Origin of the sequence: Anabaena catenula FACHB-362, from assembly GCF_014698735.1 — a bacterium.
GTDB classification, from domain to species: domain Bacteria; phylum Cyanobacteriota; class Cyanobacteriia; order Cyanobacteriales; family Nostocaceae; genus Anabaena; species Anabaena variabilis_A.
In genome coordinates this window covers 1-14179 of sequence record NZ_JACJTQ010000076.1, presented here as the reverse complement: position 1 = coordinate 14179, position 14179 = coordinate 1, and the positions used below count along the sequence as shown (strand labels likewise).

Below are 14179 nucleotides of genomic sequence, written 5' to 3'. Positions count from 1 at the left end.
GGAATCTGTTTACTTCTGTTATCCGTGAGCATATTTTTGCCAACATTGGCAAGGATGCCATTATTTAGAATACATAGATGATCTTTTTTGTCAATGCGTAAGTCCTATATTCATATACTGAATTGATAAGGAGCTTTCCTGTTTCACCAAAATGATTTCTGACTATTATGGAGTGATTTATTGGATTGAAAAATCTGAGATTTTATTTAATTGCACTACTCAATATCACTCTTCAGGCTTATCCGCAGTTGTCAATCACATTGATACCATCAATGTTTTGATAATTGTACTTTAACCTGCAAAACAAATCTTTTTAATAGTTGGTTAATATTGCCAAACAACTTCAGTTTCTTTATTGTCTACCAAATCTCAAAAAGTGTAAAGACATTCAATCACAAACAACTACAGAAAGTTGAAACTTATATAGGTGAATATGCGTCTGAGATTATGTTGAATCATTTTCACCTCTTGCTTAAACCGATGCACGATAAACACCGATCTTTATCTACTCTCATCAAAAGCATTTTATTCTTAATTAATCAAGCATAAATTAAGAACATTTGTAAGCTGACAAAATAGATGGAAATCCTGAAGAGAGTACGATGAGCAAGAATTGGATGGGAAAGCCAAATACCTAAACAAAAAAAACCTGCATAAATTCAGTGTATCCAGACGTAATTACACGAGAAACCTAAAAATTTCTAGTTCAAGATTGTGAAGTCAGAGACAATTACCAGTTCATAATTTAAGTCAGTATAGGGGTTGTGATGCAGACTTTAAAACAGAGTTTCGAGGAATGCAATCTCATTATGAAAGAAGATGCGACAAACCTGGCACAATATTGGCAACAGCGACTAGCTACGGAATGTCCAGAACAAAGTGAGGCTGCTAGACAAAGTATTGTGCTTTGGCTTTTGGGAGTAGATTTAAACCGATTTGATTTACTCAACCCAAAAGAATTAGAAATTGCCAAGCAAGCAATGGAATATCGATGGCGGATTTTACACCAACGCTATTTAGGAATGGGGCGAGAACGAGCTTATCGTCACCTCATTACCCGCTTAGGAAGTGTAATGACACTGAGAAATAAAATTCAGACTTGGGTTTCCCTAAGTCGTGATCGTCAGCGTAGTGTCATTGATGTATTGCAAGAAATACTACAAGAACTACTGCAAAGTGATTCATATATGCAGCAGCAAATGTCTTGTATTGCAAAATTTACAACTGATAGAAGATTACAGGATACGTTGCTCTTTGCTACTATAGAAGAGTATTGTTTACGACCAGTACGTAATCAACCTCTTTTGGTTTATCGCTTTGTTAACTATCTGCGTCGTACCCAGCGAGGTGGGTTAACACAAGTTCCAGCCAGTGACTTAATTAGACTAGTTTCAGACGAAGTACTCACAGAAGATACTGACAATCCCCTGAACTTAGTCGATAGTCAAGCGATCGCACAATATCAAGAAGCACAAAAATTAGAAGAGCAACAGATACTGCGTCAAGCTGTATACCAAGAATTTGAAAAATACTTGCTCCAAAATTTAGGACAACAGGCAGTAGACTGGCTGCAACTGTATCTACAAGGCAAATCTCAAGAAGAGATTGCCAAAAAACTGAATAAGCCAATTAAGGAAGTATATCGACTGCGTGAAAAAATTAGCTACCATGCTGTACGAGTTTTTGCCATCAAAGGTAAACCAGAACTTGTAGATAACTGGCTCTCAATTTCCTTACAAGAAAACAACTTGGGGCTAACACAACATCAATGGCAACAACTAGATGAAAAATTAACTCCACTAGAAAAGCAAATCCTGGATTTGCGGAGAGCAGGTCACTCAATAGAAGCCACAGCCCAACAGTTACAACTCAAAACCCATCAAGTGATGGGCGAATGGACTAAAGTCTATCTTGCAGCCCAAACCTTAAGAACTCAAGATTAGCTAAACAACCAGCAAGTAAACAAATAATGCCTAGACCAACATAAACGGTTATTATTACATTTGTAAGTAATTTAGAATAGCTGTGACCGATATGATGCAGTTATAAACTAGAGTTACCGGAAATTGACTAGGCACAAATTTAGACCAAAAGCTAAAAAGACTGATAAACCATAGTCATTTATCACAAAATAGCCAATAATATATCTGTCAGTAAAACTAGTGTTTTTGATCCCAATACATAATTGTTATGTTGTAATTAAGGCATTGAGACAAAATTGTAATTTGCGTGTAAGCTTTGCTGCTTGAATGAGCTTAAGTATGACACGCTCCAAAAATTGAAAAGTTACAAACTCAATTTTCCGCTTTTGAGTTCATTTCTTGTGAATATTTCATGCAAACCGAGGTTTTTAGCGATATTTTTCCCTTGCTGAGTACAGCCAATCCACAAACGTTGGAATGGTTACTCAACATTGCAGTTGAACATGAATACCCCACCGGACGAGCCGTTTTGATGGAAGATGCTTGGGGTAATGCAGTCTACTTCTTGGTTTCTGGTTGGGTAAAAATCCGACGTACCAACGGCGATAATTCGGTGACAATAGCGATTTTAGGCCGGGGCGATTTCTTTGGAGAAATGGCGGTTTTAGATGAATCTCCACGCTCAACCGATGTCATTGCCCTTTCCCCTGTATCATTACTAACTGTCTCTAGAGAACGTTTTATCCAAATTCTGTTTAAAGACCCACAGTTACATCACCGGATGCTACAACTGATGGTAAAACGATTGCGACAAATTAATATGCGCTTGCAAATGCGCTCTTCACCACCTGCGGTTAAACTCGCCTACACTTTAATGAACTTGGGTGAGAACTATGGTCAGGAGTCAGCCGAAGGTAAGGAAATTTTTTATATTCCCTTTAAAGATTTGGCAGAAGTAACCGAAATCGGCATTGAAGAAACCACCACAATCATGGAAAAACTCCATGAAAAAGGATGGATAAAAATTGATCCTGCCAATAACTTCATTTATCTAGTCAACGTCAAACAGCTACAAAATTTAGCTAATAAATTATAATCAGTGCTGAATATTGAGGAGCTAGTATTGTTAATTGACCTATTGACCAAATAATTACTAATTCGTAATTCTTAATTAAAGAGGGTTCAAGCCCCCCATTGATTGTAACTACGAATTACGTTTGCGGTAGCCTGCGGTCGGCATTATTATCAATTACGAATTATGTTGACCATGCCAATTTTAGATTGACTAATAACTCAGGATTCGACACATAAAATGACTGAAGCAATAGCACCTCTTCTTAATACTCAAGTTCAGCGAGCAGGTAGGCAAATTCATTACTGGGTGGCAATGTCCCAACCAGAAAATCATTTATTTGAGGTGACTTTACACCTTGTAGACTACCTATCCCCAATTCTCGATTTGAAAATGCCAGTTTGGACACCAGGTTCTTATTTGGTGCGGGAATATGCCAAGAATTTACAAGATTTTGCCGCATTTACAGGACATCAACCTTTGCCGTGGCGCAAAATTAGTAAAAATCATTGGCAGATAGAAAAGGGTAATGTTTCAGAAGTAACAGTGAGTTACCGCATTTTTGCAAATGAGTTATCGGTACGCACAAATCACTTGGATGCTACTCATGGTTATTTCAATGGTGCAGCCCTGTTTTTGAGAATTCCAGGTTGGGAGGAGCTACCAATTTACGTTACCATTGTTCCACCACATCCAGAGTGGCAGGTAAGCACTGGTTTACCAAAAATTGCTGAGGAAGCCAATACTTTTTTAGCTGCTGATTTTGATACTCTTGTTGATAGTCCTTTTGAGATTGGTAGCCATCAGTTATTTCACTTTGAGGTATTAGATAAACCTCATGAATTGGCAATCTGGGGAAAGGGAAATTTTGACCCAGAGCAGATGGTTTCAGATTTCCAAAAAGTTATTGAAGTCGAAGCAAAAATGTTTGGTGGTTTGCCATATGAACGATTTTTGTTTTTACTACATTTATTTAACCAAGCTTATGGCGGTTTGGAACACAAAAATTCCTGTTCATTAATTTACCACCGATTTGGTTTTCGCAATCAAGATAAATATGAGCGCTTTATCCAATTAGTTGCCCACGAATTCTTCCATTTGTGGAATGTGAAGCGAATTCGCCCCAAAGCATTAGAAGTTTTTGATTACGATCAGGAAAGTTATACTCCTTGTTTGTGGTTTTGTGAAGGAACTACAAGTTACTATGATTTGCTGATTCCTTTGCGGGCAGAAATTTATGATGTTAAATCATATTTAAATCATTTGAATCAGGAAATTACCAAATATCTCAAAACACCAGGGCGGAAAGTACAACCCCTTTCCGAGTCGAGTTTTGATGCTTGGATTAAACTTTACCGTCCAGATGCCAATAGTGGTAATTCCCAAATTTCTTATTATTTAAAAGGAGAAATGGTATCGCTGTTGCTGGATTTATTAATTCGTGAACGTCATCATAATCAGCTTTCTCTTGATGATGTCATGGTAAAAATGTGGGAGCAATTTGGTAAAGCAGAAATTGGTTATACTCCAGAACAATTACAGGCAGTGATTGAATCTGTAGCAGGAATAGATTTATCTGATTTCTTTAGATGCTACATTGATGGATTGGATGATTTACCTTTTAATCAATATTTTCAACCTTTTGGTTTGCAATTGATAGGAGAGAAAGATGATGAGCCTTATTTGGGTGTGAAGATAAAGACTGAAAATGGACGGGAAATCATTAAATTTGTTGAGATGGGTTCACCTGCACATACAGCGGGTATTGATGCTGGTGATGAGTTATTAGCGATTGATGGAATTAAGCTAGGAGCAAGTCAATTGAGGGAACGTCTCACAGATTATCAACCCAACGACACTATTAAAGTTACAGTTTTCCACCAAGATGAATTACGTACCTATTCAGTGATTTTAGAACCAACACATCCTACTCGTTATCATTTGGTAGCTGTACAAAATCCTGATCCTACTCAGCAAGCAAATTTTGCAGGTTGGTTAGGTGTACCCTTGACAAATATTTGGTAATATCAAAGATAAAAATGTCAGAATCAGGATGATCGGGATGAAAGGATTAACAGAATAAAAAATACAGATCATTAAATTAAATCTTGCAAATCCTCAAATCTTATAAATCCTGATTCTGACGATTAATCCTCCAGAAAAAAGAATCTTTTGGTTATTTAGTTTGGCTTTTTAAAACACCTGGTTCGTGCTGAATAGGTAAAACATCTAAAATATCAGTTTGGGAACAATATTTTAGGTCTTCTAAACATTCCAGACGTAACAACCGTTTACCGTGACTAGCTTGGTGAAATAATCCCAATAAGTCATTTTGCCACTGAGAATAAAGAGCGATCGCACTCGTTACTTCATCATTACCAGTTATTTCCTCTAGAGAAGAATTACTTTGTTGCCAAATACTATGAGCGATCGCACCAGCACAAACTGTATCTTCTAAAGAAAAACTTCCCTCCCAACCAGAACCGACAATCCAGACGGTTTCCGGTTGCTTTTCTAAGAGAAATTTTACCACCGCAGCCCGGTTAATTAAAGCTGCTGCGAGAACAATTGGCGCATCTTGTATCCTTTGTAAGGCACGAGTACCATTGGTGGTACTAATAAACAAGCGCCGCCCTGCCACTAGTTCTGCTGTGCAGTCTAGGGGAGAGTTACCCAATTCAAAGCCTGCTACTTTCGCGCCACCACGTTCTCCAGCACGTAATCGTTTTTGGGCTGGCCATTTTTCGCTAACTTCTACCAGTTGGTCTAAATCGCTGAAGACTTGCACCGCTTCGCCTCCAGCCGCTAAGACTGTCGCCATTGTGCTAGTGGCTCGCAGGACATCGACGGCGATCGCGCATTCTGGCGCATCCTCAGTTGGGGTCAATTCCGGAGTGTGATATACAAATAGCTTCACGCGCTGGATATACCTGCTCTATATTACTGCGGTAATATTCTACCCACTTGATGTCACTAACTACACTCAATATTTCTGCTCAAGGATATCTATAAAATAAAGAAATAAATCCTAAAAAACCCTAAAAAAGCCTATTTTACTCGCTTCTAGGCTATGAAAATCACCATTGTATCTTGTAATCTCAAATATAGAAAACATCCATTTCTTGATCCTCAACCTCAATTTATATGGCTCCTTTACCCGATTACCGTCCTAAACAACTGTCTGTAGGCCCTTTAGAAGCTGAAATTCTCGGCATCCTCTGGGAACTTGGTTCAGTCACAGTCAAGGATGTACATGATCGCATTCTGACTGACCCCAACCGGGAATTAGCTTATACTTCTGTAACTACTGTTCTGCGTCGCCTCACTGAAAAAGGCTGGCTGGCCTGTGATAAAAAAGGAAAAGCATTCTATTGGCGGCCATTGTTAACACAGCAACAGGCACAGATGTTTAAAGCCCATGATCAGTTACAGCGATTTTTGGCAGTGGGAAATCCTGATGTTGTCGCTGCTTTTGCAGATAGCCTAGATCAAGCAGCCAGTGAGCAAATAGAAGCGATCGCTAAACGCATTCAAGCCGCACGGGAAGCCAGGGGAGAAAAATAGAATTATGCTTCACTCACCAAGCAACTGGGAGAAAAATTTATGCATCTACTCATGATTGTTACGACTGTAACCATTGCTTGCTGGTTAAGATTCTCTGGCCATATACCCCAAGGTAATTGGCATTTACGATGGCAGCGATCGCTATTTTTATTCCTATTTCCCCCCTTACTCATTTTCATGACAGCAATATCTGTAGTCTGCATGGGTACTCAGGGGAAAATGGGCGGAATCTATACCGATTCCTTCAGCTATCTACTAGCATTAATTTTTCTAGCCTTTTTTAACATATTGGGCATCACACTCGCCTGCCAAGGCTGGAAATCCATTAAATCTGCCCGTGAATGTCCCCTCGTTAACCTAGCTGGTAAACAAGCCCGACTTCTACAAACAGGCGCTTTATTTGCCGGTCAAATGGGTTTTTGGCAGCCAGAATTAGTAATTAGTCAGGGATTACTACAAACACTTTCACCTGCCCATCTAGAAAGCGTCTTGGCACATGAGCAAGGGCATTACCAATACAGGGATACATTTTGGTTTTTTTGGCTGGGTTGGGTGCGTTCCTGTACAGCTTGGCTGCCCAATACAGAACCTTTATGGCAAGAATTGTTAGTTTTGCGAGAATTACGGGCTGACAGTTACGCTGCTTCTCAAGTAGATCCCTTGGTATTAGCCGAATCATTGCTGTTAGTGGTGAGCAATAACCCAATCACATCCAACATTTGCTGTGCTGCTTTAGGTGCTTCAGATCGCTTAGAACAGAGAATAGAAGCTTTATTAACACCAACAGAACCAACATCAGAATCGCAATTGCAGTCCTGGCATATTTTTCTATTTGCCTTCCTGCCATTATTAACAGTCGTGTTTCATAGTTAAATTAGTTCCCCTTTACGGAACAGTGGGGAGAGTAGTCCGTTGAATAAACCTACTCATCCTCATCACCTGGAGGTCTTTCGCTTAGGCTTTGTTGCGCGTGCCACTCCAAAACAATGCGCTCCAACATCTCAGCCTGCGTACAGTTATTAACAGCCGCATATACCTTAATCAACTGTCTCACGTCAGGACTAATGTGGTTTATCACTAGTTGGTTATTCTCTTCCATATTCATTGGACAGATCCCATTACGTCAGATTTGTAAATCCTTTGTTATACTTGTTAACATAACTTCTTAAACCATAACATTCATGGGCTACGTTGCTCAATCCGGCAATGCCCTCAAACTTCATGGATGTATGACTACGAACATCAGCTAGGTAATTATTTTTAGACCAACACAGCTAATACTAACCTCTATATTTTTGCCCAATTTGGGCATAGGAGTCAGCAGTGGATCAACCGTTAAAATTATCTTTAGAACAAGAATTTAGCCTCAGAATCTTTGCTGACCAAGTACAGCAAATGTCTCGTGAACAGGCCGTAGAATTTTTACTCAACCTGTACGAGCAGATGATGATTCAGGAAACGACTTACCAGGAATTGCTAAAGCATGAATGGAAACTAGATTCGGGAACCATATCAGGTTAAAGCAAAAAACACCTATCACAATCTTTTTACAGATATGATTAAGTGTTAAGACAGACATGAAATCATATCTTTGTCAATTGAGAGAAGGGTAGGGTAAGCCCCCACCCTAAAGCCTTAATTAATTCTAGGGACTATTTTGTTACTGGTGCTTCAGTAGCTGATTTACCAACTAGCTTTTCAGTATTTTCGTCACTTTCGAGAATACCGAACTCTATCAACAACTCTTCTAGTTCTTCCATTTCAATAGGTGTAGGAATAGTCAGATTTTTGTTGTTGATGATCTTCTTAGCCAATGTCCGGTATTCATTACCTTGATCGCTATCAGGTGCGTACTCGTTAACTGTCATCCGACGCAATTCTGCGTGTTGAACGATATTGTCACGAGGTACGAAGTGAATCATGTGGGTGTTCAAGCGTTTTGCCAGGGTTTCGATTAATTCGACTTCCCGGTCAACGTTACGGCTGTTACAAATCAAGCCACCTAAACGCACACCACCAGTATGAGCATATTTTAAAACACCACGAGCGATGTTGTTAGCAGCGTACATCGCCATCATTTCACCTGATGTAACGATGTAGATTTCTTGTGCTTTTCCCTCCCGAATTGGCATGGCGAAACCACCGCAGACAACGTCACCTAATACGTCGTAAGATACGAAATCTAAGTCTTGGTAAGCACCGTTTTCTTCTAGGAAGTTAATAGCGGTGATAATACCACGACCTGCACAACCTACACCGGGTTCTGGACCACCAGATTCTACGCACTTAACACCACGGAAACCAGTCAAAAGTACTTCGCTGAGTTCTAAATCTTCAACAGCACCTCTTTCAGCAGCCAAGGAAAGAACGGTGGTTTGAGCCTTGGAGTGAAGCATCAACCGGGTAGAGTCAGCTTTAGGGTCACAACCTACAATCATGATGCGTTGACCCATTTCAGCCATAGCTGCGAGGGTGTTTTGAGAAGTGGTAGATTTACCAATACCACCTTTACCGTAGAAAGCGATCTGTCTAATATTTGTGTCAGTAGCCATGATGAGTATATTCCTACAATTATTTTGTGGATAGGTCTGAAGCTTGATCTGAGATATTGTTCAATTGCGAAACAGAAACTTTATAGCGATAGTTCAAGGAATATACTGCAAGTACTACCAAACGCAGATTCAGTTCCTTATTTTTAGAGAAAATCATGCTATTTATAGCAAGACTTCCTCAAACATAGGTGCTAGGAATTGATTTAGGAGAAATTTACATCTCCCAATTAAAAAGTCTTTAACAGCTTGAATTAAGCATGATCAGTTGTTGTCACAGCATCCTCATAGATTGCTCAAATCTGGAGAGTAGTTGCAATAGGGATTCACCTTTATGCAGATTTTCCCCCTGAACCAACCAACCAACATTGCACCTTACTCTCAATGGTTGCTACAACTTCCACGATTTTGCTTGTTTCATCGCTACGAAAAACTTCTAATTCCCCAGTCCTGAAAAACTGCTCTATTGGTACTGCTTTTAGATATTCCTTGACAATCACTCAATCTCACCGTGATTAATACATGGGAACAAATCCCATTTTTGTACTAGTTCACAGTTAAAAATGCTGGTTTCTGACGACGTTGATTCGCTTACATTTCTGATTCCTATACATTTACCAGACATCCTCTAAGAGTCTTTCTTCCCAAACTCCAAGGCTAATCCCATCTGGTAGATAATGTTATCTAGTGAGCCAATTCTTATTGGCATATACTCAAAGGAATTCTGATTTACTTCAAGTTGTTACGAGGGTAACTTTTCTAATTCATCTGTTCTGATCTTTTCGGGCAGAAAAGATATATCGATTGAAGTGGATTTACCAGAACAAAAGAACTTGATTGAGTTGACCTCAATTTCTACTTGAAGCTTTTTTGAACTTTGATGTTTTTGATTCCTATCCTCACAATAACATAGATATCAATATTTTATAAGCCTCAAAATAAATTCTTTTTCAACTCTAATAAAACTCTAATAAATATTATCCCTATTACCCTTAATGGTTATGACTTAGCGCTCAAAAAGCGCAATTCATGAAAACATTTGGTCAAATATCATTTGTGAAATCAGTTACTTTTACAATTCACGGTTGATTTAAAAAGTTTAAATTGAGGTTTGTAAAAATCAATTATAATCTAGAGAGAAATAGACGCAAATAAACCAAAAAAGAAAGATGTAAACATACTTGATATAGTGTATTGTATTGTTTATTACTCTATTTAATCATTAACTAAAATTAGTATAGCAGGTGACAGGGGACAGGTGACAGGTGACAGGTGACAGTCTGAAGAGTCTTTTGGTGTCTAGGTTTTATAATCAGTTGGTGTCCTAACCGCCCTGTCTGTTGCTATATAATTGAAAACATTTGAGTTCATAGTAAATGGCCCACCTGTATCTCAACAAGCTCGTAGACGTGAAAAAGTCAGAGCTTGGCAAGCTACAGTTAGGCAAGAAGCTGAGAAATATTGGACTTCAGAGCAACAGCCAGCTAGTGGGTTAGTTATGCTTAAGGTGACGTATTTCTACGCTTCCTATGCTATGGATGTAGACAATATAGTTAAGCCAATTCAAGATGCAATAATTGGTCTAGCCTATCTTGATGATGACCAAATAACAGATGTCCTTGTTAGAAAAAGAGATTTATCAGGTAACTTTACAATAGAAAATATAACTCCGATTTTGGCAGAAGGCTTTGCGCGAGACAATGAGTTTTTACATATTATTGTCACAGATGCTCCTGATCAAGAGGTAATTGATTGATGAATGCTAAAACTAAACAACTTGAAAGAGAAAGATTACTCGAAGTAGCACAGGAATATCGCCAAAGAGGTTATGAGGTGATACTTTCACCCAAGCAGGAAGAATTACCTGATTTTCTCAGGGACTACAGCTACCGTCCTGAAATGATAGTACGTCGAGGAGAAGATGCAGCTTTAATTGAGGTAAAATCACGTCGTTCTATTATGTCATCTGCACCAAATTTAAAAAAATTAGCTGCGGTAGTAAACGCGCATCCTGGCTGGAGATTAGAATTAATCATGACTAATTCAGAGGATGCATTATATTCTTCTCAAATCGAAGATTCTCTACAAGCAGATGAAATAAAGTCAAGATTACAAATAGCTAAAAAACTGACAATTAATCATCCTGAATCAGCTATCCTTTATGTTTGGTCTTTGGCTGAAGCGACTCTCAGGCTTCTTGCTGATTATGAAGGATTGATGTTACAGAAACTAGAATCCCCGTTGCATTTATTAAAGCAATTAGTAACTGAAGGAGTAATTTCTCAAACTGACTATCAATTACTGATGAATAATTTTAAATTACGTAATGCGATCGCTCATGGTTTCAAAGCTGCCTCCCTAACTCCAACCTCTGTAGTTCAACTGATTGAAGTTACAGAACAGTTATTAGATTCATTAAATTCTTAATCACCACGTTTGCATCACTTAATTTTCATAAAATCTAAAAGCATGAAGATGGAAATTTATGCTTTCCTCCTTCATGCCTTATCCTTTGTTTTTTTAAACTCCCCAGGCCGGATTCGAACCAGCGACCAATCGATTAACAGTCGATCGCTCTACCACTGAGCTACTGAGGAACGCTCTCAACGTTTACTATATTAAACCCAAATTCAGATTAATGCAAGAGGTTTTGGCAAATTTTTTTTGATTTTATTTTGTAGCTGCTGAAATCCCTAATTTTTTACAGCCTGAAGTCGCTCCTGGAGAGCAATTGATAGATTTAGAGAATAATCTTTTTTATAATCCCATTCGCAACTCCGCCAGACGCTGCCTTGCCTTAGCATCAATAGCATTGGCTAAAAATCGGCTCTTTGACTGTTTGCGTGTTTGGTACTTATGGCGCATCCGACAAACAGTCGTTTCCACTTCGCCACACAGTTGGTGTGCAGATAACCATTCAGCACCATACCCCTGTACCATTAACTGCTGCGCCCGATCTGATGTAGCAACAATTACGCGAGAAATTAGACACTGCGCTATTTTGTGGCGCAAGGACGCACAGGATTTTTCAATATATGTATCTGCGGTCTGCCCAAAATCTGTGTAATGAACTGTTAGAAAGTCTGTAATAGTTTCTCTGTTGCTGGCTGTATTTTGATATTGAGCATCAAATACTATTTGAGTTTCATAACCTTGAAAAGCGCTGTAATTTGTTATTGCTTCCACTAATTCCCCACGTGCTGCCTCCAGTCCGGCACCATCACGGGTTTTTTTTAAGCAAGGCCAAGCGCCTATAATGTTGTAGCCATCCACTAACAAAATGGATGGAATGATAGAACGGGGCATGGTTTTTAATCACAATTATCTAGAGTTAACAAAAATCATTCATAAGACTTATAGTAATTGAAGCATTGGTTGTAACACTATGTTACATAAGATAAAAAATGCCGGCGCATGGCAAAACTACACCTGAAGGCAGAAGCAACAAATTATAACTTGCCTTTAAAAATCGGGCTTTTCTGAGTTTTTAAGAATCGAATAAATAATTTTTCCTCTTCTTCAACATCTCAGATTAAAAAACCCGATACCTTGACAGCAAGCTGTTTTCTGGCATCGAGTCATTCCTGATAATGGAGTTTGGAGTAAATATTGTGAGAAAATATTGATATTAAGAACTTGCCAATAAAAAAGTCGGACAATATTATTGTCAGAACCGTTATCCTAGCGGATGATTAACTATTTAGCTTTGATATTAGGCAGCTTGGTTGTCTGCTTTCATGAGACGCTGTTTGAGACGCTCGGCTTCACCGGAATCCACTAGAGAACCTTTTTCCAATAAGAAAGCGCCATCACAGTAATTTAACTCATCTAAGCGATGAGTCACCCACAAAGCCGTAATTCCTCGACTTTTAACCAGGCGACGAACACTAGCCACCAAGTCTAATTGACTATCTGGATCTAGTAAAGCAGTGGGTTCATCTAATAATAAGACTTCACAGTGACGAGCGATCGCACCAGCAATTGCCACACGCTGTTTTTGTCCTCCAGAAAGAGCATAGATAGGACGGCGTTGTAGAGACAGCAAATTTACCGCCTCTAAAGCCTCCTCAACCCTATTCCTCACCACAGCCGGAGGCAATTTTTCTTCCACCAATCCAAAAGCAACATCAGCACCAACAGTTGGCATAACTAATTGATGATCAGGATTTTGGAACACAAAGCCCACGGGAGGTAAAATGCCAATTACACCAGACTGAGGAGCCAATAGTCCGGCTATCAGTCTCAGGAGAGTTGATTTACCACTACCATTTGTACCCAAAAGCATCCAAAATTCTCCTTTGGGTACTTTGAGAGAGCAAGATGTAATTACTTGCTCCCCATTAGGCCAAATGAAGTTTAAATCCTTAACTTCGATGCCTACTGCCGACATTTGTACACCTTGCTTACTCAGTAGCTAGGGCAAAAAAGCCAGGTGCTCTAGTACCACCAACGGCTGTACCATCTTTCTGCACAATCTGTACCCCTGAAATTTCACTGGCACGGACAGCAATTTTCTTTTCTGTTTTGCCTTCGCACTTGAGTTCCACAATATCAGGGTTGCCAGAGCGCATTGCTGCCAAAATCAGCTGATAGACAGCTTCAGCATCCTCAGTAGACTTGCGTTGTACGGATATCGGGAAAGCAGTATTTTTGATGCTTAAGTCGATGGTAAACATTTAGAATTAATCACATTTCACTGTAGGACTAATTCTAGCGTCAGTTATCAGTTATCAGTTATTATTCTGCCACTTGCCCCCTCTGCTTCCCCACCTCCCAAATCGCCAATATTAATTTTTATGAAAAATACCCTGGAAAAATTAGAGATTTGCACCTATTATGATTAGAGAGCGTAAAAAATTGTAAACTGGATTAACAACCCGGTTAACTTTCTGCTTATGGGCGGTTATGTCATAACCCTCCATAACAGAGAAAAACTCGTACTTATAAACTTTTGGAGATTCCTCTAATGACCATCGCAGTTGGACGCGCCCCGAGTAGAGGGTGGTTTGACGTATTAGACGACTGGTTAAAGCGCGATCGCTTCGTATTCGTAGGTTGGTCAGGAATATTAC

The 14179-nt window shown here is 39.2% G+C and carries 15 protein-coding genes and 1 tRNA gene; 8 read left to right on the top strand and 8 right to left on the bottom strand.

From position 1 onward, the window contains the following. Nucleotides 1-755: 755 nt before the first annotated feature. From H6G68_RS25745 to H6G68_RS25735, 3 genes are all read left to right on the top strand, one after another. On the top strand, nucleotides 756-1943 hold the full coding sequence (locus tag H6G68_RS25745) for a HetZ-related protein 2 (RefSeq protein WP_190909186.1): 1188 nt from the start codon (nucleotides 756-758) through the stop codon (nucleotides 1941-1943). A 391-nt stretch (nucleotides 1944-2334) separates the two neighbouring features. Continuing rightward, nucleotides 2335-3018, top strand: coding sequence for a Crp/Fnr family transcriptional regulator (locus tag H6G68_RS25740; protein WP_127052219.1), 684 nt, complete (start codon nucleotides 2335-2337; stop codon nucleotides 3016-3018). A 216-nt stretch (nucleotides 3019-3234) separates the two neighbouring features. Beyond that, the gene (locus H6G68_RS25735) at nucleotides 3235-5019 is read left to right on the top strand and encodes a M61 family metallopeptidase (RefSeq protein ID WP_190909185.1); all 1785 of its coding nucleotides are present in this window, start codon (nucleotides 3235-3237) and stop codon (nucleotides 5017-5019) included. Between the two features lie 151 nt (nucleotides 5020-5170). Here the strand turns inward: H6G68_RS25735 and H6G68_RS25730 are convergent, their stop codons facing one another. After that, entirely contained in the window at nucleotides 5171-5911 is a 741-nt protein-coding gene (locus tag H6G68_RS25730; protein WP_190909184.1) for a 2-phosphosulfolactate phosphatase family protein, read from the bottom strand. A gap of 227 nt (nucleotides 5912-6138) precedes the next feature. Between H6G68_RS25730 and H6G68_RS25725 the strand changes: the two genes are divergently transcribed. Beyond that, a complete protein-coding gene (locus H6G68_RS25725) occupies nucleotides 6139-6558 on the top strand; it encodes a BlaI/MecI/CopY family transcriptional regulator (RefSeq protein ID WP_190909183.1) in 420 nt (139 codons plus the stop codon). 39 nt (nucleotides 6559-6597) lie between these two features. After that, the gene (locus tag H6G68_RS25720; protein WP_190909182.1) at nucleotides 6598-7431 is read left to right on the top strand and encodes a M56 family metallopeptidase; all 834 of its coding nucleotides are present in this window, start codon (nucleotides 6598-6600) and stop codon (nucleotides 7429-7431) included. A gap of 49 nt (nucleotides 7432-7480) precedes the next feature. Here H6G68_RS25720 and H6G68_RS27460 read toward each other — a convergent pair whose 3' ends face one another. Next, nucleotides 7481-7663 carry a hypothetical protein gene (locus H6G68_RS27460; protein WP_242045393.1) on the bottom strand — a complete coding sequence of 61 codons (183 nt, stop codon included), beginning with the start codon at nucleotides 7661-7663 and terminating at the stop codon, nucleotides 7481-7483. A gap of 218 nt (nucleotides 7664-7881) precedes the next feature. On the opposite strand from H6G68_RS27460, the gene H6G68_RS25715 reads away from it, so the two are divergent. Then, the gene (locus tag H6G68_RS25715; RefSeq protein ID WP_190909181.1) at nucleotides 7882-8079 is read left to right on the top strand and encodes an NblA/ycf18 family protein; all 198 of its coding nucleotides are present in this window, start codon (nucleotides 7882-7884) and stop codon (nucleotides 8077-8079) included. 131 nt (nucleotides 8080-8210) lie between these two features. Here the strand turns inward: H6G68_RS25715 and nifH are convergent, their stop codons facing one another. Both nifH and H6G68_RS25705 read right to left on the bottom strand, forming a co-directional pair. Further along, entirely contained in the window at nucleotides 8211-9110 is a 900-nt protein-coding gene (gene nifH / locus H6G68_RS25710; RefSeq protein WP_127052226.1) for a nitrogenase iron protein, read from the bottom strand. A 329-nt stretch (nucleotides 9111-9439) separates the two neighbouring features. Further along, complete coding sequence (locus H6G68_RS25705; RefSeq protein WP_158624007.1) at nucleotides 9440-9607, bottom strand: hypothetical protein; 168 nt, start codon at nucleotides 9605-9607, stop codon at nucleotides 9440-9442. An 851-nt stretch (nucleotides 9608-10458) separates the two neighbouring features. Between H6G68_RS25705 and H6G68_RS25700 the strand changes: the two genes are divergently transcribed. Beyond that, on the top strand, nucleotides 10459-10863 hold the full coding sequence (locus H6G68_RS25700) for a RusA family crossover junction endodeoxyribonuclease (RefSeq protein WP_190909180.1): 405 nt from the start codon (nucleotides 10459-10461) through the stop codon (nucleotides 10861-10863). Then, on the top strand, nucleotides 10863-11534 hold the full coding sequence (locus H6G68_RS25695; protein ID WP_190909179.1) for a hypothetical protein: 672 nt from the start codon (nucleotides 10863-10865) through the stop codon (nucleotides 11532-11534). The genes H6G68_RS25700 and H6G68_RS25695 overlap by 1 nt, the downstream gene beginning before the upstream one ends. Before the next feature lie 98 nt (nucleotides 11535-11632). Here H6G68_RS25695 and H6G68_RS25690 read toward each other — a convergent pair. The 4 genes from H6G68_RS25690 to H6G68_RS25675 all read right to left on the bottom strand — a co-directional run bounded on the left by H6G68_RS25690 (nucleotide 11633) and on the right by H6G68_RS25675 (nucleotide 13783). Then, nucleotides 11633-11704 (bottom strand) — tRNA-Asn (locus H6G68_RS25690). 160 nt (nucleotides 11705-11864) lie between these two features. Further along, a complete protein-coding gene (locus H6G68_RS25685; protein WP_190909178.1) occupies nucleotides 11865-12413 on the bottom strand; it encodes an NYN domain-containing protein in 549 nt (182 codons plus the stop codon). 406 nt (nucleotides 12414-12819) lie between these two features. Next, the gene (locus H6G68_RS25680; RefSeq protein ID WP_071190533.1) at nucleotides 12820-13497 is read right to left on the bottom strand and encodes an energy-coupling factor ABC transporter ATP-binding protein; all 678 of its coding nucleotides are present in this window, start codon (nucleotides 13495-13497) and stop codon (nucleotides 12820-12822) included. A 13-nt stretch (nucleotides 13498-13510) separates the two neighbouring features. Continuing rightward, on the bottom strand, nucleotides 13511-13783 hold the full coding sequence (locus H6G68_RS25675) for a UPF0367 protein family (protein WP_071190534.1): 273 nt from the start codon (nucleotides 13781-13783) through the stop codon (nucleotides 13511-13513). Nucleotides 13784-14179 lie beyond the last annotated feature (396 nt).